The 19187-nt window shown below is 73.2% G+C and carries 15 protein-coding genes; 7 read left to right on the top strand and 8 right to left on the bottom strand.

What is annotated here, in order from left to right; genetic code table 11:
- The first annotated feature begins 13 nt into the window (after positions 1–13).
- From cobN to cobM, 3 genes are read left to right on the top strand one after another with little or no spacing between them, the layout of a single operon-like run.
- The gene (gene cobN / locus ACIBM5_RS11360) at positions 14–3661 is read left to right on the top strand and encodes a cobaltochelatase subunit CobN (RefSeq protein WP_396006604.1); all 3648 of its coding nucleotides are present in this window, start codon (positions 14–16) and stop codon (positions 3659–3661) included.
- Complete coding sequence (gene cbiE / locus ACIBM5_RS11365) at positions 3654–4991, top strand: precorrin-6y C5,15-methyltransferase (decarboxylating) subunit CbiE (protein WP_396006605.1); 1338 nt, start codon at positions 3654–3656, stop codon at positions 4989–4991. The genes cobN and cbiE overlap by 8 nt, the downstream gene beginning before the upstream one ends.
- Positions 4988–5749, top strand: a complete 762-nt coding sequence (gene cobM / locus ACIBM5_RS11370) for a precorrin-4 C(11)-methyltransferase (protein WP_391585069.1) — start codon at positions 4988–4990, stop codon at positions 5747–5749. Before cbiE ends, cobM begins: the two co-directional genes overlap by 4 nt.
- Before the next feature lie 347 nt (positions 5750–6096).
- Here cobM and ACIBM5_RS11375 read toward each other — a convergent pair whose 3' ends face one another.
- On the bottom strand, positions 6097–7308 hold the full coding sequence (locus ACIBM5_RS11375) for a cobalt-precorrin-5B (C(1))-methyltransferase (protein ID WP_396006606.1): 1212 nt from the start codon (positions 7306–7308) through the stop codon (positions 6097–6099).
- Positions 7309–7472: 164 nt separating this feature from the next.
- Here ACIBM5_RS11375 and ACIBM5_RS11380 point away from each other — a divergent pair, with 164 nt between their 5' ends.
- Positions 7473–8258: a cobalt-precorrin-6A reductase gene (locus ACIBM5_RS11380; RefSeq protein ID WP_396006770.1), complete on the top strand. Its 786-nt coding sequence runs from the start codon at positions 7473–7475 to the stop codon at positions 8256–8258.
- A 174-nt stretch (positions 8259–8432) separates the two neighbouring features.
- Here the strand turns inward: ACIBM5_RS11380 and ACIBM5_RS11385 are convergent, their stop codons facing one another.
- The 3 genes from ACIBM5_RS11385 to cobG form a co-directional block, all read right to left on the bottom strand.
- Entirely contained in the window at positions 8433–9977 is a 1545-nt protein-coding gene (locus tag ACIBM5_RS11385) for a precorrin-2 C(20)-methyltransferase (protein WP_396006607.1), read from the bottom strand.
- A gap of 149 nt (positions 9978–10126) precedes the next feature.
- Positions 10127–10753, bottom strand: coding sequence for a precorrin-8X methylmutase (locus tag ACIBM5_RS11390; RefSeq protein ID WP_391585072.1), 627 nt, complete (start codon positions 10751–10753; stop codon positions 10127–10129).
- Between the two features lie 191 nt (positions 10754–10944).
- Positions 10945–12282 (bottom strand): precorrin-3B synthase, encoded by a 1338-nt coding sequence (gene cobG / locus ACIBM5_RS11395; RefSeq protein WP_396006608.1) that lies wholly within the window; start codon positions 12280–12282, stop codon positions 10945–10947.
- A 102-nt stretch (positions 12283–12384) separates the two neighbouring features.
- On the opposite strand from cobG, the gene ACIBM5_RS11400 reads away from it, so the two are divergent.
- Positions 12385–12897 carry a Fur family transcriptional regulator gene (locus tag ACIBM5_RS11400; protein WP_396006609.1) on the top strand — a complete coding sequence of 171 codons (513 nt, stop codon included), beginning with the start codon at positions 12385–12387 and terminating at the stop codon, positions 12895–12897.
- A 110-nt stretch (positions 12898–13007) separates the two neighbouring features.
- Here the strand turns inward: ACIBM5_RS11400 and ACIBM5_RS11405 are convergent, their stop codons facing one another.
- A complete protein-coding gene (locus tag ACIBM5_RS11405; protein WP_396006610.1) occupies positions 13008–13730 on the bottom strand; it encodes a polysaccharide deacetylase family protein in 723 nt (240 codons plus the stop codon).
- Positions 13731–14122: 392 nt separating this feature from the next.
- On the opposite strand from ACIBM5_RS11405, the gene ACIBM5_RS11410 reads away from it, so the two are divergent.
- Positions 14123–14686 carry a hypothetical protein gene (locus ACIBM5_RS11410; protein WP_396006611.1) on the top strand — a complete coding sequence of 188 codons (564 nt, stop codon included), beginning with the start codon at positions 14123–14125 and terminating at the stop codon, positions 14684–14686.
- Positions 14687–14838: 152 nt separating this feature from the next.
- Here the strand turns inward: ACIBM5_RS11410 and ACIBM5_RS11415 are convergent, their stop codons facing one another.
- Positions 14839–16353 carry an MFS transporter gene (locus ACIBM5_RS11415; RefSeq protein WP_396006612.1) on the bottom strand — a complete coding sequence of 505 codons (1515 nt, stop codon included), beginning with the start codon at positions 16351–16353 and terminating at the stop codon, positions 14839–14841.
- 83 nt (positions 16354–16436) lie between these two features.
- Between ACIBM5_RS11415 and ACIBM5_RS11420 the strand changes: the two genes are divergently transcribed.
- Positions 16437–17156 (top strand): TetR/AcrR family transcriptional regulator, encoded by a 720-nt coding sequence (locus tag ACIBM5_RS11420; protein WP_396006613.1) that lies wholly within the window; start codon positions 16437–16439, stop codon positions 17154–17156.
- 93 nt (positions 17157–17249) lie between these two features.
- On the opposite strand, the gene ACIBM5_RS11425 is transcribed toward ACIBM5_RS11420, so the two are convergent.
- Positions 17250–17534: a hypothetical protein gene (locus tag ACIBM5_RS11425; RefSeq protein WP_396006614.1), complete on the bottom strand. Its 285-nt coding sequence runs from the start codon at positions 17532–17534 to the stop codon at positions 17250–17252.
- A 244-nt stretch (positions 17535–17778) separates the two neighbouring features.
- A complete protein-coding gene (locus ACIBM5_RS11430) occupies positions 17779–18930 on the bottom strand; it encodes a cytochrome P450 (RefSeq protein WP_396006615.1) in 1152 nt (383 codons plus the stop codon).
- Positions 18931–19187 lie beyond the last annotated feature (257 nt).

Here is a 19187-nt window from a genome sequence, read left to right on the forward strand (position 1 = left end):
GCGGAGGCGCCCGGTGATTCTGCTCCTGTCGACATCCGACACCGACCTGCTCAGCGCCAAGGCGAGCGAGGGCGAATGGCGCCTGGCCAACCCGGCCCGCGTCGAGGTCGCCGACCTGCCCGCGCTCCTGGACGGCACCGACCTGGTCGTGGTGCGCCTGCTCGGCGGGCGCCGCGCGTGGGAGGCGGGCCTGGACGCGCTGCTGGCCGGCCCGCGCCCGGTCGTCGTGCTCAGCGGCGAACTCACCGCCGACGCCGCGCTGATGGAACTGGCGACCGTACCCGCCGGGGTGAGTGCCCAGGCACACGCCTACCTCGCCCAGGGCGGCCCGGCCAACCTGACCCAGCTGTACCGCTTCCTCTCCGACACGCTGCTGCTCACCGGACACGGCTTCGAACCGCCCGTCGAGGTGCCCTCCTGGGGCCGCCTGGACCGCTCGGCGCGCGAGATCGACGGCCCGGCCGTGGGCGTGCTCTACTACCGCGCCCACCACCTCGCCGGGAACACCGCGTTCGTGGACGACCTGTGCGCGGCGATCGAGGACGCGGGCGGCCGTCCCGTACCGATCTGGTGCGCGTCGTTGCGCGGTGCGGACGAGTCGTTGTTCGCGGCGCTGGGCGAACTCGACGCGCTGCTGGTGACCGTGCTCGCGGCGGGCGGTGCGGGCGGGGCCAAGCCCGCCGAGGTCTCCGCCGGCGGCGACGACGAGCAGTGGGACGTGGGCGCGCTCGCCGGCCTGGACATCACCATCCTCCAGGCGCTGAACCTGACCACCAGCCGGGCCGAATGGGAAGCCGGCGACGCGGGCCTGTCACCGCTGGACGCGGCCACCCAGGTCGCGGTGCCCGAGTTCGACGGCCGGCTGATCACGGTGCCGTTCTCGTTCAAGGAGACCGGCCCCGACGGGCTCACCCACTACGCCGCCGACCCCGAGCGGGCCGCGCGGGTGGCCGGGATCGCGGTACGGCACGCCCGACTTCGGCACATTCCGGTCGGCGAGCGCAAGATCGGCGTGGTGTTGTCCGCATACCCGACCAAGCACTCCCGGATCGGCAACGCGGTCGGCCTGGACACCCCGGCGTCGGCGGTCGCGCTGCTGCGCGCGATGCGCGCGGCCGGCTACGACGTCGGCGCCCTCGACGGCGCCGACGCGCTGCCCGGGCTCGAACCGCCGGACGGCGACAAGCTGATCCACGCGCTGATCGCGGCGGGCGGCCAGGACCCGGAGTGGTTGACGGAGGGTCAGCTCGAAGGCAACCCGGTCCGCATCTCGGCGGCCGACTACCGCGAGCGCTACGCCAGACTGCCGCTCGGGCTGCGCGCGAACATCGAGGAACACTGGGGCCCGCCGCCCGGCGAGCTGTACGTGGACCACTCGCGCGACCCCGAGGGCGAGATCGTGCTCGCGGCGCTGCGCGCGGGCAACGTGATCCTGATCATCCAGCCGCCGCGCGGCTTCGGCGAGAACCCGGTGGCCATCTACCACGACCCGGACCTGCCGCCGAGTCACCACTACCTGGCCGCCTACTGGTGGCTGGACGCGCCCGCCGGACCGGGCGGGTTCGGCGCGCACGCGCTCGTCCACCTGGGCAAGCACGGCACGTTGGAGTGGCTGCCGGGCAAGAACCTGGGCCTGTCCGCGGAATGCGGCCCGGACGCGGTGCTCGGCGACCTGCCGCTGATCTACCCGTTCCTGGTGAACGACCCGGGCGAGGGCGCCCAGGCCAAGCGGCGCGCGCACGCGATCATCGTGGACCACCTGGTGCCGCCGATGGCGCGGGCCGAGACGTACGGCGACCTGACCCGGCTGGAGCAACTGCTCGACGAGTACGCCAACGTGCAGGCGCTCGACCCGGCCAAGGGCCCGGCGCTGCAGGCGCAGATCTGGACGCTGATCCAGGCCACCAGGCTCGACCACGACCTGGGCATCACCGACCGGCCGCACGAGGCCGAGTTCGACGACCTGATCCTGCACCTGGATGGGTGGTTGTGCGAGGTCAAGGACGCGCAGATCCGCGAGGGCCTGCACATCCTGGGCAGCGCGCCCACCGGCGAGGGCCGGATCAACCTGGTCACCGCGATGTTGCGGGCGCGCCAGGTGTGGGGCGGCAAGGCCGCCGCGCTGCCGGGGCTGCGCGAATCGCTCGGCCTGGTCGAGGGCGGCAGCGCCTCGCGCACCGAGACCGACGACGCCGAGGACCGCGCGCATCGCCTGGTGGCCGCGATGGAGGCGGCCGGGTGGGACCCGACCCGGGCGCCGGCCGTCACGCACCAGGTACTGGGCGCCGAATCGGCGGCGGTCGCCGACGTGTTGGCGTTCGCCGCGACCGAGATCGTGCCGCGGCTGGACCGCACCGGGGACGAGATCGGCGCGGTGCTGCACGCGCTGGAGGGCGGCTACGTCGCGGCCGGGCCCAGCGGTTCGCCGCTGCGCGGACTGGTCAACGTGCTGCCGACCGGCCGCAACTTCTACACCGTGGACCCGAAGGCGATCCCGAGCCGGTTGGCCTGGGAGACCGGACAGGCGCTCGCCGACTCGCTGTTGGCCCGCTACCGCGCGGACAACGACGGCGACTGGCCGCGCTCGGTGGGCCTTTCGGTGTGGGGCACCAGCGCGATGCGCACCAGCGGCGACGACATCGCCGAGGTGCTGGCGCTGCTGGGCGTGCGCCCGCTGTGGGACGACGCTTCGCGCCGGGTGACCGGGATCGAGGCGATCTCGCTCGCCGAGCTGGGTCGGCCGCGGGTGGACGTCACGGTGCGCATCTCCGGCTTCTTCCGGGACGCCTTCCCGCACGTGGTGCTGCTGCTCGACGACGCGGTGCGGCTGGTCGCGGAGTTGGCCGAGCCGGACGAGGACAACTACGTCCGGGCGCACGTGCGCGCGGACACCGCCCGACACGGCGACGCCCGCCGGGCGACCACGCGCGTGTTCGGCTCCCGGCCCGGCGCGTACGGCGCGGGGCTGCTGCCGCTGATCGACGCGCGCACGTGGCGCGACGACGCGGACCTGGCCGAGGTGTACGCGACCTGGGGCGGCTACGCCTACGGCCGGGGCCTGGACGGGGTGTTCGCGCGCGAGGACATGGAGGACGCGTACCGCAGGATCGCGGTCGCGGCCAAGAACACCGACACGCGCGAGCACGACATCGCCGACTCGGACGACTACTTCCAGTACCACGGCGGCATGGTCGCCGCCGTGCGCTCGCTCACCGGCACCGCGCCGGCGGCCTACATCGGCGACTCGACCATGCCGGACGCGGTCCGTACCAGGACGCTCCAGCAGGAGACCGCCCGGGTCTTCCGCGCCCGGGTGGTCAACCCGCGCTGGATCGAGGCGATGCGCAGGCACGGCTACAAGGGCGCGTTCGAACTGGCCGCCACGGTGGACTACCTGTTCGGCTACGACGCCACCACCGGCGTGGTGGCGGACTGGATGTACGAGAAGCTCGCGGGCGAGTACGTCCTGGACGAGACCAACCGGGAATTCATGCGTACGTCCAACCCGTGGGCGCTGCGCGGAATCGCCGAGCGACTGCTCGAAGCCGCCGACCGGGGCATGTGGGAGAAGCCGGAGGCGGCCACGCTGGACGGGCTGCGCGAGGTGTACCTGGACGTCGAGGGCGATCTCGAAGGCGGCGAGGACGCCGGGGATGGCTGAGCGGGCTTCCGGGGCCGGGGTCGACGAGCCCGGTCCCGGCCCCGGTCCGGCGTGGGAGTCGGGGTCGGCGCCTTCGGGTGCCGGCTCGGTAGTCGTGGTCGGGATCGGGGACGACGGCTGGGCCGGACTTTCCGAGGCGGCGCGGGCATCGGTGCGCGCTGCCGACGTGTTGGTCGGCGGCGAACGGCACTTGGCCATGGTGGCGGACGCGTCGGCCGAGCGGGTCCGGTGGCCGTCGCCGTTCTCGGCGGCCTTCGTCGCCGACCTGGCCGTGTCCCGGAAGGTGTGCGTGCTGGCCAGCGGGGACCCGATGTTCTACGGCGTCGGGGCAACGCTGGTGCGCGGGTTGGGCGCCGAGCGGGTCACCGTGCTGCCGGTTTCCTCGTCGGTCTCGTTGGCCTGCGCCCGGCTGGGCTGGGCGGCGCAGACCGTCACGGTGATCAGTGCGGTGGGCCGACCGCTCGACACCCTGGCGGCCGAACTCGCGACCGACGCACGGGTATTGGTGCTGAGTGCGGACGGGCTGACGCCGGGGCGTGCGGCCGTGCTGCTGCGCGAACGCGGCTTCGGGACGAGCACGGTCACCGTGCTGGAGCACCTGGGTGGTCCGGCCGAGTCGGTGTGGCGGGGCAGCGCCGATGCGCTCGCGGCGGCCCCCGAGCGGCGATTCGCGGATCTGAACGTGGTGGCCGTGCGGTGCGCGGCGGGTCCGGGGCTGAGCCGGCTGGCCGGCCTGCCGGACGATGTCTACGCGCACGACGGCCAGTTGACCAAGCGCGAGATCCGCGCGGTGACGTTGGCCGCGCTCGGACCGCGACCGGGCGAGCTGTTGTGGGACGTGGGCGCGGGCAGCGGCAGCATCGGGATCGAATGGATGCGGACGCACCCGACCTGCCGGGCCGTCGGCTTCGAGACCCGCGCGGATCGGGCCGAACGGGCCGCGGCGAACGCGATCGGGCTCGGCGTACCGGACCTGCGGATCGTGGTCGGCCGGGCGCCCGACGTGCTCTTCGGCCCGACCCCGGACGCGATCTTCATCGGCGGCGGGTTGACCGTGCCCGGCGTGGTGGAGCGCTGCTGGGCCGCACTGCGTCCGGGCGGCCGGTTGGTGGCCAATGCCGTCGTCGCCGAGACCGAGGCCGAGTTGGTGCGGCATCGCGCCGTGTACGGCGGGGAGTTGACCCGCATCCAGGTCACCCGGTCCGCGCCGGTGGGCCGGTTCACCGGGTGGCGGCCGGCGATGCCGGTCACCCAGTGGCTGGCCGTGAAGCCTGCGTCCGTGTCCACCCCAGACATGTCCACCTCCGACGAGGAGCAGTCCAGCCCATGACCGTCCACTTCATCGGCGCCGGCCCCGGCGCGGCCGATTTGATCACGGTGCGCGGGCTGCGGATCATCGCCGCCTCGCCGGTGTGCCTGTACGCGGGCGCGCTCGTGCCACGCGAACTGGTCGACGCGGCACCGCCCGGAGCCCGTCTCGTGGACACCGCCGAACTGAACCTGGACCAGATCGTCGAGGAACTGCGCGCCGCACACGCGGCGGGGCACGACGTGGCCCGGCTCCAGTCGGGGGACACCTCGTTCTTCAGCGCGGTGGCCGAGCAGCAGCGCCGGCTCGACGCGCTCGGCATCCCGTGGGACATCACTCCGGGCGTACCGGCGTTCGCCGCCGCCGCGGCGGCGATGGGCCGTGAGCTGACGCTGCCCACGGTGGGCCAGACGGTGATCCTGACCCGAGTGGCCGGCAACGCGACGGCGATGCCGCCGGGCGAGGACCTGGCCACGCTGGGGCGGTCCGGCGCATTGCTGGTGCTGCACCTGGCGGTGGGGCAAGTCGAGCGGGTGGTGGCCGAGTTGACCCCGCTGTACGGCGCGGACTGCCCGGTCGCGGTGGTCGCGCGCGCATCCCGCCCGGACGAATTGATCGTGCGCGGCGAACTGGCCGACTTGGTGTCCCTGGTGCGTGACAACGGGATCAAGGCGGTGGCGATCATCATGGTCGGCCGCGTACTGGGCGAACCGGGCTTCTGCGACAGCCACCTGTACAGCGAGATCCGCGATCGCACCGAGCCGAGGCCGGTGGGGTGAGCGAGGCGGGGCACGGTCGGGTTGCGGTGGGACCGGGGGGCGGGTCGGGACTCGGATCGTGGCTTGGGCCGGAGCTCGGGCCGAGACTCCGGTCGTGGCTTGCGTCGAGGCCTGGGTCGCCGCTCGTTTCGGGGTCGAGCCGGGGGGCCGGGTTCGGCCTGGGCCGTGTCCGGCGGATCCTGGTGGGGTCGCGCCGCCCGGCATCCGCCCTTCGGGCTCCTCACCGCGCTCGTCTCGCCGCACCGGAGAAACAGCCGAATGAAACCACTATGCGGCTGCTTCTCCGGCACGCCGAGGTGCGGCACCGGACGACGCGACCTCATCCACCAAGATCCACCGGACCCGGCCTAGGCCGGCGCGGCGCGGCCGACGATGGTGCCCGTGCGGTTGATCGCGATCACGTCGACGGTGATCGGGAGTTCGCTGCCGCGCAGCAGGGCTCGGGCGGCGTCGCGGGCGGCTTCCGCGACGGCGTCGCCGAGCGGGATGCCGGCTGCGCGGGCCAGTTCGAGCGCGTGCAGGGCGGTGTTCGCGGCGCGGATGCGCGCCGCCGACTCGGCATCGCCGCCGACCGCCGTGGCCCGGTCTGCGAGCGCGTCCAGGTTCACCTGCGAGCGGCCCGAGTGCAGGTCGAGATGGCCGTCGGCGAGCTTGGAGAGCTTGGCGAAGCCGCCGGCGATGGTCAGCCGCGGGATCGGGTGCCGACGCAGGTACTTGAGCAGCGCGCCGGCGAAGTCGCCCATGTCCAACAGCGCGGTGCCGGACAGCCCGTACACCTCGGCGCCCACCCGCTCCGAGGTGGTGCCGGTCGCACCGAGCACGTGCGTCTCGCCGGTGGCCAGCGCGACGTCGATGCCGCGGCGGATCGAGTCGATCCAGGCCGAGCACGAGTACGGGATGACGATGCCCGTGGTGCCCAGGATGGACAGGCCGCCCAGGATGCCCAGGCGCGGGTTCCAGGTCTGTTCGGCGATCCGGGCGCCGTCGTCCACGGACAACTCGACGGTGACGTCGCCGGTGCCCCCGTGCGCGGCGGCCACCCGGGCCACCGCTTCCCGGATCAGCTTGCGCGGGACGGGGTTGACGGCGGGCTCGCCGACCGCGAGCGGCAGGCCGGGCAGGGTCACCGTGCCGACCCCGGGGCCGGCCCGGAAGGTCACGCCGGTGCCGGGCGCCCCGTGCCGCACGGTGGCCCGGATCAGCGCACCGTGCGTGACATCCGGGTCGTCGCCGGCGTCCTTGACCACACCGGCCATCGCCGCTCGGGGTGCGCGGTCGTGGGCGGCGGGGTGCTCGGTGAACGGTGCTTCGGCCGCGGGATCGTCGGTCGCCGGCTCACCGGTCACGGGTGCCTCGGCCTCGGGCCGGTCGGCCGTGGGCTTCGTCGTCGTGAGTTCCTCGACGGCGAGCGCGAACGCGGGTGTCTGGCCGCCGGGCAGCCATACCGTCACCGGGTCGGGGAACTCGCCGGTCAACAGGGCCTGGTAGGCGGCGGTCGTCGCGGCGGTCGCACATGCCCCGGTGGTCCAGCCTCGGCGCAGGCGATCGGGGCGGTTCATCGGTCGAGGAGCCAATCGTGAGCGGATCGAAGGAAACACGCGCCGACGCGCCCGGCGGGCCGCCGACGAGCGCCGGGCCGGCCGACACGGCCTCGGGCGGCACACACGGTGCGGTGGACGCGGTCGGTACGCCCGGCCCGATCCGCGCGAGCGGTCCGCTCGACCTGCCCGGCCCGGATGCCTCCGGTGCCGCCGGCCGCGTGGTGCTGCTGCTCGGAGGTACCGCCGAGGCTCGCGTGCTGGCCGCGCGATTGGTCGAGGTACCGGGGCTGCGGGTCGTGTCGTCGCTGGCCGGGCGCACCGGCGCGCCCGTGTTGCCGGTCGGCGAGACCCGCGTGGGCGGCTTCGGCGGCGTGCCCGGCCTGGTCGCGTGGTTGCGGGCCAGGGCCGCGACGGCGGTGGTCGACGCCACCCATCCGTTCGCGGCCCGAATCTCGGCGAACGCGGTCGCGGCGTGTGCCGAGGCGGACGTCCCGCTGCTGCGCCTGCAACGGCCGGGGTGGACCGCCGTACCGGGTGACCGCTGGTATCCGGTCGACTCCGCGGACGAGGCCGCGCGGGTGCTGCCCGGTCTGGCCCGGCGGGTGTTCCTGACCACGGGTCGGCTGGAGACCGCGCCATACGCACACCTGGACGATCTGTGGTTCCTGCTGCGCAGCGTCGAGCCGCCCACCGGCGCTCTGCCGCGGGCCTGCGAAGTGCTGTTGTCCCGAGGCCCGTTCACGGTCGAGAACGAGATCGCGCTGCTGCGTGACCGGCGCATCGACGCGATCGTGACCAAGGACAGCGGCGGTGCCCTCACCGCGGCCAAGCTCACCGCCGCCCGCGAGCTGGGCCTGCCGGTGGTGCTGATCCGCCGTCCCGAGGTGCGCGCGCCGGAGCAGGTCACCGACACGGCAGCCGCCGCGCGGTGGGTCCTGACCGGGTCGGCCGCGGCGGCCGGAACGTGAGTCGCGCACGCTCCTCACTGTGACACACGGCCGCCGCCCGTCGATCTTGGCACCGGGTCGTGGGCCGGTCGCGCCGAGCGCCGACGCCGGACGCGGTCGCGCATCGCTCGCGGCGCGTGCCGGACGGGTCGGCCCGACCCGAAGGAGGATCGTGGACACGGGTTGCCCGGCGGGTCAGGCCGGGTAGCGCCGCGGCGTGTACACGCCGGTGCTACCGTCCGGCCGGCGGTAGGTACGAGTCTGCGACGAGCCGATGATCAGCAGCGTACGCATGTCGACCACCTCCGGGTCCAGGTCGGCCAACCGGACCACGTGTACGGCCTCGGTCGGGCCGCCGACGTCACGGCCCACCACGACCGGGGTGTCCGGGGCGCGGTGCTTGAGGAACAGGTCGCGGGCCTCGGCGACCTGGGTGCGCCGGGTCTTGGAGGCCGGGTTGTAGATCGCGACCGCGAGGTCCGCCTCGGCGGCGGCGGTCAGCCGACGCTCGATCACGTCCCACGGCTTGAGGATCGCGGACAGGCTGATCACGCAGAAGTCGTGGCCCAGCGGCGCCCCTGCACGAGACGCCACGGCCTGCATCGCGGACAGCCCGGCGACCACCCGGACCGGGACCTCGGTCGCCGTCTCGTGCGCGGCCTCCAGCACGGCGGACGCCATCGCGAACACGCCCGCGTCACCGGAGGAAACCACCGCGACCCGGCCACCCGCCTCGGCCAACCCGATGGCGTGGCGGGCACGTTCGGCCTCGACCCGGTTGTCCGTGCGATGCCGCTTCTGGCCGGGCCGGGGCTGGACACGGTCCACGTACGGGCCGTAGCCGACCACGTGGTCCGCGGCGGCGAGCGCGGCGTGCGCGTCGGGGGTCAGCCATTCCGGACCGGCCGGCCCGAGCCCGACCACGTCGATCGAGCCGAGCTCGCCGGTGGGTTCGGGCACCACGTACGCCGGCTCGGGCTCGCGCGGCGTGCGATTGGTCGCGAACTCCCCGCCGGGGGAGGCCGATGGGGTGATCACGAGGGAGAAGTACGGGACCTCGTCGGGGACTACGTCGGCGAGCGGGCGCACCTGTTGCCGATCGGTGGTCGCGCGCTCCACGTACCACGTGCGATCGGCCAGCCCGGCCTGCTCGAACGCACCGCGTACGGCCGGGAAATGCCGCTTGCCGAGCTTGATCACCGCGGCCGAGTCGGTGGTCCGCAGCCGGGCCGCGAGCACGTCGGGCGGGAGCGTACCGGGCAGGATCGTGAGCACCTCGTCGTGCTGCACGAGCGGTCGGCCCAGCACCGCGGCGGCACCGCTGACCGAGGTCACCCCGGGGACGACCTCGACCGGGTAGCGGTCGGCGAGGCGTTCGTGCCAGTACATGTACGAGCCGTAGAAGAACGGGTCGCCCTCGCACAACACCGCGACGTCGCGACCGGCGTCCAGATGCGCGGCGATCTCGGCGGCGGTCGAGTCGTAGTAGTCGGCGAGCGCGCCGTCGTACCCGCCCGGGTGATCGGTGCTCTCGGTGGTCACCGGGTATTCGAGCGGGAGGCGGACCTGAGTGTCGCTCAGATACGGCTCGGCGATGGTGATCGCGACGCCGCGCGCACCCTTCTTGACCGGATAGGCGACCACGTCCGCCGAGGTGATCAGGCGATGCGCCTTGAGGGTGATCAGCTCGGGGTCGCCCGGGCCGAGGCCGATGCCGTACAGGCGGCCGGTGGTGGTCACGCTGTGCTCCTGGGGGTGGGGGTGGTGTGGGCGGCGGCGTACGCGGGTCGGGTTCGTCGAGACTTGGGCTTGGGCCCGGGGGCACGGGACTCGGGGCTCACCGAGCCCGGGTGTTCGGGTCCGGACCCGGGGTCCTCGGTCGTCGGTGCCTATTCTTGTTCGCTCGCCAGTGCGTTCAGTGCGGCGGCGGTCATCGCGCTGCCACCGCGGCGGCCGTGTACGACGAGGTAGGGGATGCCGGCGGGATGGTCGGCCAGGGCCTGCTTGGACTCGGCCGCGCCGATGAAGCCGACCGGAATCCCGATGATCGCGGCGGGGTGCGGAGCGCCCTGATCGATCAGTTCGAGCAGTCGAAACAGCGCGGTGGGCGCGTTTCCGACCGCGACCACGGCACCGGCCAGGTCGTCGACCCACAGGTCCACGGCGGCGGCGCTGCGGGTGGTGCCCTGTTCGGCGGCCAGGCCCGGCGTACGCGGGTCGGTGAGCAGGCAACGCACGTCGTTGTCCTTGGGCAACCGCTTGCGCGTCACTCCGGACGCGACCATGTTGGCGTCGCACAGGATCGGCGCACCGGCACGCAACGCCTCGGCCCCGGCCCGGGCCACCTCGGGATGGAAGCCGACATCGCGGGGGAGGTCGGTCATGCCACACGCGTGGATCATCCGAACGACGACGCGCGAAACGTCCTCGGGGAAGCGGGCCAGATCGGCCTCGGCCCGGATGGTCGCGAACGAACGCCGATAGATCTCGGCGCCGTCCTTGATCCAGTCGTCCACGTCGGCTGCTCCTTTGCCCGATTTGCCCGATGGGGTGGCGATGGTTGTCGTTGTCGGCCCGTGGGCCGCGGTCGCGGTGCCGGCCGCGGGGTAGTGGTCACGGCCGCGCGATGCCCGGTCGGCCGGGCGGCCGGTGGGAGGGCGTGGGGCTTCGTGACCCGTGGACCTGCCGGGCGGGGGACGGTCGACCGTCATGCGGGGGTGGAGGGTCGGGATGCGCCCGGTGCGGGCGGGCGGATCGAGGGCGCGGGTGACGGTGTGGGCGCGCGGTCGGGCGGGACGGTTTCGTACGTGCCGTCCTCGCGGGCGACCAGCAGCGTCGCGCCGGCGGGCTTGCCGCACGCGCGGGCGCAGCCGACCCAGTGCGTATCGGGTGCGTCGTCGAGGGCTGGGGGGCCGTCGACGGCCGGCTGGTCGGGGGTCGGATGATCGGCCCGTCGGGAGGCGCGGCCCAGTGCGTGCCGGCCGGCCTCGGTGCGGACGTCGGCCAGTGCTCGGCGGCACGCGCCCAGGCCGCTGCACGCGGTCACGCCGCGCCATGGTGAAGCGGGGTCGCACGGCAGGCCGGCGGCTTCGAGGGCGGCCATGGCCGCGGCGGGATCGGTGACGTCACGGACCACGACGCCTCGGCTGCTGGTGATCCGCAGCTCGGCCCGCAATCCGACCAGGGCGGCCAGATGATGCTGCGTCAGGCGTCCGAGTGGTACCAGGGCCCCGATGGCGAAGCGGCCGTCGGATTGCGCGAGTACCCCGATCGGCGGTCGGCCGTCGGCGCGTCGGCGCGGTCGGGCGGCGTTCGGGGTGACCGCTGCGTGGTCGTGGGCGGCCCCGGTGACGGGTTCGGAGCTTGCGAACGGGGCCGGGGCGGCTGCGAGGGTGGCGGCGAACCGGGCCGCCCCGTCGGGGAGTTCGCGGATGTGCCAGGCGCCGGAGTGGCCGCGGGCGGTCAGGAACGCGCGGGCCGCGTGGACGATGGCCGCCGGGGCGTCGGTGGGGGCGAAGCGCCAGGTGGTGTCGTGGCCGGCGACGTGCAGCGCGAAGGTGTGCTCGGTGAGCGCGACGAGGTCCAGGTCGTGGCGGGCCGAGGCGATCGGGAGCCCGCCGTCGTCGATGCCGATCAGGAAGCGGCCGGAGAGGGCGGTCAGGTCCGGGGCCGCGCACAACGCGTGGTCGACGGCGGTGAGTACGGCGTCGGCGTCCAGCAGGGCGTTCGGATCGCGGCCGGCCAGTGGACTCGCCAGGATGTTGCGTACGCGGTCGTGGCTGCGCGAGGGCATCAGGCCGGCCGCGGCGACGGCGTCGGCGAGGGCGGGCAGGTCGGCTTCGGCCAGGCCCCTCAGCTGGATGTTGGCGCGTGCCGTCAGGTCCACCGACCCGGTACCGAAACGCCTTGTCAGGCGGGCCAGTTCGGATAGCCGATCGGGGGTGAGTCGGCCGCCCGGGAGGCGTACGCGCGCGATCAGGCCGTCGTCGGCCGGTGACGCGTCCACGACTCCGGGGCAGGCGTCGTCGCGCTCCCGGACCACCACCGCGCCCACCGTCCTTCGCCGTGCCTCGTCGCCTCGTATCGGTATGCCCGGCCTGTCACCCCATGTCGGGTTGCCGACCGGCCAGATGCGACACTGTTGCATATGGACGACGGTGTACAGCACCCCACCCCCGACCCGGTCGCCGAGGCGGTGCGGCAGATCCGCGCGCACGGCGAGCGGGTCACGGTGGCGCGCACCGCGGTGCTTCGGGTCCTCGCGGACGCCGACGAGCACCTGAGCGCCGACGCGATCTTCGCCGCGGTCTCCCGAGCGGCGCCGGGCGTACATCGCACCACCATCTACCGCGCGTTGGACGCCCTCGAACGCCTCGACCTGGTCGCCTTCACCCGGCTGCGCCACGACGCGGCCACCTACCACCTGGCGGGCCACCTGGTGGGCGGCACGCACGTACTCGTACGCTGCCGCCACTGCGGCACGGTCGGCCACGCGCCGGGCGACCTGCTGGACGAGGTCGCCGCCCGACTGGCCGCCGAACAGGGCTTCGCTCTCGACCCGACGGCCGTGGCCCTGACCGGCCGCTGCGACACATGCACGAAGCACCCGAGCACCCTCACCCACGCCCGCCCGAACAGGCCCGGCACGGGTCGCCCCTGAACGCGCCCCCGTCCCTCGCCCGCGTCCCGCCCCGCCCCCGTGCCCGGTCCGTCGTCCCCGCCCGCGCCGTCGGCCCGCCGTCACGGCCGGCCGACGGTGCGGGGTGGGGGTCAGGTGGGTTGGACGAAGCGGTAGCCGGCGGCCAGGAGGTGAGGGAGCCATTGTTCGAGGGCGGCGACGGTTTGGGAGCGATCGCCGCCCGCGTCGTGATTGAGGATGATCGAGCCGGTCGTGGTCGCGGCCAGGACGCGCTCGACGATCACGTCCGTGCCGGGCTGCGACCAGTCGACGGGATCGACCGACCAGCCCAGTGGGCGTAGGCCGTTCGCGCTCAGCGCCCCCATCACCTCGGGCGACCAGCGCCCGTACGGTGCGCGGAACCAGCCGACCCGAAGGTCCGGCAGGACGCGGTGGATCGCGGTCAGGTTGCGTTCCACCTCCTCCGCGACGCCGGTCGGCGAGAGTTGTTGCAGGTCGGGGTGCGACCACGAGTGGCCGGCGATCGCGTGGCCCTCGTCGTGGATCGTGCGGAGCAGCCGGGGGTGGCGCTCGACTGCCGTGCCCACGACGCAGAACGTCGCGCGCACCCGGAACCTCCGCAACATGCGCAGCACCTGCGGGGTGTACTCGGGATCGGGTCCGTCGTCGAAGGTCACCGCGATGCGCTGCGGTCCGGCCTTGACCTCGCATACCGGCTCCTGGACGAAGGCGGGGCGGGGGGTGGGCTGTCGGTCGGCGGCGCGGGCGGACGGGGTGGCGGTGGCGAGAAGACCGAGGGTGGCGGCGGCGCCCATCAGCAACGTACGGCGCGACGTGGCAGAGGTGGTGTCCATGCCGAGTGTCTTGCACATGTCCGGGAGCGCGTTTGCGAGGACACGCACGACTCCGCCGGAGTTCACCGGTTCGGCCGACCGGTGTGCCCGACCCGGGCACACCCGACGCCGGACCCCGCCGGCAGCGCCGTTCCGCTCCGCGCCGAAGCCGCGCCGAACCCGGCAGACGATCACCCGACCGAATCCCGACCGGACGCCGACCGAACCTCGACCAGCCCCAGCCCAGACCCCGACCAGGTCGAGAGCCGGCCGAGAGCGGGCCCGGACCGCACCCGGCCGGCCCCGATCCGACCTCGTCGGTACGCCCGCGCTCGTGCTCATCCCCGCGACCGACCCGAACCCCCGCCCGCCCGCGGACGTACCGCGCCGACGCCGGCTGCCAGAATCCGTACATGATCACGCCACGGGGGACCACCGCTTCGTCGTCGTCCCCACCCGCCCCCGTCGTGCCACCCGCTTCGCGTCGGGTGATCCTGGCCGCGCACGCGGCGGCGCTGACCCCGTTGCCGTCGGCGATCTGGCGGTTCGCGCTCGTGTTCGGCCATCACGGCGGATACACCGACGAGGGCTACGCGAACATGCACATGGCCGGATGGGGCGCGCCTTGGGTGATCTTTCTCAGCCTGAGCACCGAACTGGCCGCCCTGCTCACGCTCGGGCTGGTCCGCCCGTGGGGCGAACGTCCGCCGCGCTGGGTCCCGTTCGTGGGCGGGCGAACGATGAATCCGATACTCGTCACCCGGGTCGCCTACACCGCAGTGGCGGTTCTGGTGCTGTTGTGGGCCCAGTTCGCGTTCTGGTGGCTCGTCCCGCACGACGACATGACCGAATCCGGCGCCGACCTGGTCGGCGTGCTGTATCTGCCGCTGGTGTTGTGGGCGCCGCTTCTGGCGATCGTGACCCGGTCGTACCGGCGCCGCCACCTCGGCGAACCCGCCCCAGGCGGCGACGCGTAAGGGCCGCGTACCGTGCCCGAGTCGGCGCCGAGCCGGGTATGTGCAGCGAGCCCGATTCGGCGCCGACGGACGTACCCCCGACCGCCCTACGACCGGATCCGGGTGCCACCGGGGCCGGGACGAGGATTCGTCTCCGACCGGATCCACGTGACCTACTTGCGCCCGGCGTGGTGTCGTTCGGTGGCCACGCCGACCACGATGCCGAGCAGGGCGGCCACGCCCATCAGGCCCGCCTGGATCTCGAAGGCTCGGCTGAATCCGTCCACCGTGGCCTGCCGTTCGAGGATGCCGGAGGCCATCCGGTCCCTGGTGTGGTTCGTCGCGATCGTGACCAGGACCGCGATGCCGATCGCCGCGCCGATCTGCTGACAGGTCGTCACCATGGCCGAGGCGACGCCGCCTTCGCCCTCGCCCGCGCCGCCGGTCGCCGTGTGGATGATCGCGACGAACGCCACGCCCAGGCCCAGACCCGTGACCACCAGGGCGGGCAGCAGGTGCCCGGTGTACGAACTGTGCTCGTCCAGACGACTCATCAGCCACATGCCGCCCGCAGCGATCGCCGGGCCCACGCTGACCGGTAGCAACGGCCCACGGTTCGCGATCAGTTTGGTGGACACCGCCGCGCCCAGGCCCATGCCGACGCTGAACGGCAGGAACGCCAGGCCGGTGTCCATCGGCGACCACCCCTGGATGCGCTGCATGTACAGGGTCAGGAAGAAGAACATCGCGAACAGGCCGCCGGCCGCGACCAGGACCAGCACGTCCGCGAGTACCAGGTGCCGCATCCGCAACAGCGCGCGCGGCAGCAGCGGCTCGGCCGCCGAGCGCTGGCGCAGCGTGAAACCGAGCGCGAGCACCGCCGCGATGGTCAGGCCGAGCAGGGTCCGGGTCGAGCCCCATGGATGGGTGGGGGTCTCCACGACGGTGTACACCAGGGTCAGAACGGCTGCCGTCCCGATCGCCGCACCGGCGAAGTCCGGTACCCGACGCACCGCTTCACGGTCGTCCGGTCCGATCACCCGGGGCAGCGCGAGCAGGGTGAGCGCGCCGATGGGCAGGTTGATCAGGAAGATCCAGCGCCAGTGCGTCCACTCGACGAGCGCACCGCCGAGCAACAGCCCGGTGGCTGCGCCGAGTCCGGTGAGCGCGGCCCACGTGCCGAGCGCGCGGGCCCGCTCGGCCGGTTCGCGGAAGGTCGCCAGCAGGATGGCCAGCGCGGCGGGGGAGAGCAGCGCGCCGGCGATGCCCTGCGCGGCCCGCGCGCCGACCAACACACCGGAGTCGGGGGCGATCCCGCACACGGCGGAGGCCAGTACGAACAGCACCAGGCTGATACCGAACAGGCGGCGTCGGCCCAGCAGATCGGCCAACCCGCCACCGATCAGCAGGAAGCCGCCGAAGGTCAGGAAGTACGCGTTGGTCACCCAGGACAGCGAACTCTCGCTGAAGTCGAGATCGTCGCCGATGGTGGGCAGTGCGACGTTGACGATCGTGTCGTCGACGAGCAGTACGAACTGCGCGACGCACACGAGCAGCAGGACGAGTTTCGGGTTCACCGGGCGGCCGGCGGATCCGGCGGCGACCGCGTCGGGTGTACCGGGTGCGTCGGACGGGTTGGAACGGGCCCCGATCGTGGACTCGGTGGCGGGTATCCCTGAGGAAGCCATCGGATGTTCCTACGTTCGTAGAAGTAAGTTCTATAGTTGTAGAGAATATTTCTACGAGCGTCAAGCTTGGGGATAATGGACACATGCCGCACGTCAACGATCCCGACAGCACGCCCGAAACCCCCGCCGCGACCCCGCCCCCGACCTCGGTCGCACCCGCAACAGCCGTATCTCCCGCCACGCCCGCCGCGCCTGCCACGTCCGAGGCGGCCGGTTCGGGCGCCGGCTCCGGGAAGGTGGATCGGCGCACGCTGATGCTGGACGCGTCGATCCGGGTGCTTGCCACCCATGGCCTGCGCGGGCTGACCCACCGGGCGGTACAGGAGGAGGCGGGGCTGCCCAACGGCTCGGTCACGTACTACTTCAAGACCCGGGATCAGCTGATCCTGGCGGTGATCGAGCGAATGGCCACGCTGGACAGGGCGTACGCCGGCGAGGTCACGCACGAGCTGCTGCGGATGACGGCCGTCCGGCCGATCGCGGTCGACTATGCGCAACTCGCCCGGTTCACCCGCTCCTGGTGGGACGCGACCCGCGAAGTGCAACTGGCGCGCCTGGAGTTGGAACTCGCGGGCGCACGCGAGCCGTTGGTGCGCGAGGCGCTGATCCGCTGCCAGGCCGAGTTTCGCGGCTTCGCCGAACTGGTCGCACTGGCACTGGGGTCCACGAACGCGCGCCTGGACGGGCACATCATGCTCGCGATGCTTCAGGGTGTGCTGTTCGACCACGTCACGCGCGACTGGGACGACCCGCAGATCCTGGAGATCGGCCTGCGTCGGGTGATCGAGTCGGTGACGCTGTGACGGGGGCCCGGGAACCCCGACGAACGGCGGCCGGACTCACCGTCGGATACGACACGACGGAGTCCGGCCGCCGGGCGCGGATGCGCCGCGCGGTCAGCGCTTGTGGACCGGCGTGTCCGAGTCGTGGACCACGTTGGTGATCCGGCTGACTCCGTCGACCCGCGCGGACAGCGACGGCAGGATGCCGAGCGAAGGTCCGACGGCCAAGGCCACGATCATCAGCCCGCCCATCGCGGCGGCCTGCGTGGTGCGCCGGGTCCACCAGCGCACGCCCGACGGCCGGTCGTTTCCGGTACGCACGAGCGCCCGGTCGTGGGCCCCTCGGTCGGCTACGCGGTGCTCGTGCACGTGCGTGGAAACCGCTTGACGAACAGACATCTGCTCCGACTCCCCATCCATCGCACGCCACCCTTCGACGGTCGGGAGGTCGCGCCGCCGGTCCCCTGTCGTGCTGCCTCCACTGTCCTGCTTTTCGGTCGGGACGTCACCGGAAAACCGGCCGCCTCACAGGGTTCTCACAAAGTTGTGACAGTTCCCCGGTCCCAGGGGCCGGGAGGACCGAAGCGATTCGGGGAATTCGGGCCATATCGATCCGGAGCGCACCGCTTCCGGGGCGCCTCGGTCAGTCGCCGAGTTCGACCGGCAGGGTGCTCAGGCCGCGGACTCGCACCGACGGCTGCCAGGAGATCGGTGCGTGACGGCGGGCCTTCGGGAAGCGGGTCAGGACGGTGCGGACCGCGAGTTCCGCCTCCAGCCGGGCCAGCGGTGCGCCGATGCAGTAGTGGATGCCCTGGCCGAAGCTCAGGTGGCGGGCCGCATCGGGGCGGTCCGGCTGGATCCGGTCCGGGCGGGCGTAGCGGCGCGGGTCGCGGTTGGCCGAGGCGATGGACAGGAAGACCGTGTCGCCGGCGGGGATCGTGACACCGCCGAGTTCGATGTCCTGGAGCGGAAAACGGCGGATCGCGAGCAGGGCCGGCGACATGTGCCGGGCCACCTCCTCGACCAACGCCGGAACCCCCGCCGGATCGTCGCGCAGCGCGTCGCGCAACGCCTGGTCCTCGATCGTCGCGTACAGGGCCCCGGCCATCAGGTTGGCCGAGTTCTCGTAGCCTGCGAAGAGCAACAGGAAGGCGAGCGAGGTCAGTTCGTCCTCGCTCAGCCGGTCGTCGGCGTCCCGGGCGGCGATCAGTGCGGACAGCAGGTCGGGTCCGGGGTCGGCGCGCTTGGCGGCGAGCAGCGCGACGAAGAACGCGTACATCTCGCGCACCGTCGAGCGGATGCCCTCGCGGGTGGCGTCCGCGCCCAGCACGGCGTTGGTCCAGGTGCGGAAGTCGGACCGGGACTCGGCCGGGACGCCGAGCAGTTCGCAGATCACGCCGACCGCGAAGGGCGACGCGAAATCCTTGACCAGGTCGACCCGTTCGCGGCCGGCGAGGTCGTCGGCCAGGGACTCGACGGTGCGTTCGAGGCGTGGACGCAGGTCGGCGGTGTGCCGTGGGGTGAAGGCCTGGCCGGCGAGGCGGCGCAGGCGGGTGTGGTCGGGCGGATCCATGTTGAGCAGGTTGGCGTCCAGGGCGGGCGGGAGTTCGAAGCCCTTGTAACCGCCGGGCTTGGCATGCCTCTTGTCCAGCGAGAACCGCGGGTCGCCCAGTGCCGCCTGCACATCCGCGTACCTGGTGACCAACCACGCGGGGCTGCCGTCGGGCGCGACGATCGCGTGTACGGGTCCGGCCTCGCGCATTCGGGCGAAGACGCCGTGCGGGTCATGGGCCATGGCGCGGGCGACATCCACCGGAAACCGCTTTCGTTCGGCAGCAACGGCTTTCCAACCTAGCGGCACCGGCCCTCACCGCACGCGCGAGGCGAGCGACCTCCACCCGCATGGCCGTCCGGCTGTGCCCGCGTTCCTCGGTGACGGCCGCGACCCCCCTCCCGTCCCGGGCGGGGGTGGGGGGCGGGGGGGGGGGAGGTCAGGGTGTGCGGGGGGGGGGCGGGGGTGTGGGGGTGGGTGGGGGGGGTGGGGGCGGAGTT

The organism is Embleya sp. NPDC050493 (assembly GCF_044458105.1).
Taxonomy (GTDB): domain Bacteria; phylum Actinomycetota; class Actinomycetes; order Streptomycetales; family Streptomycetaceae; genus Embleya.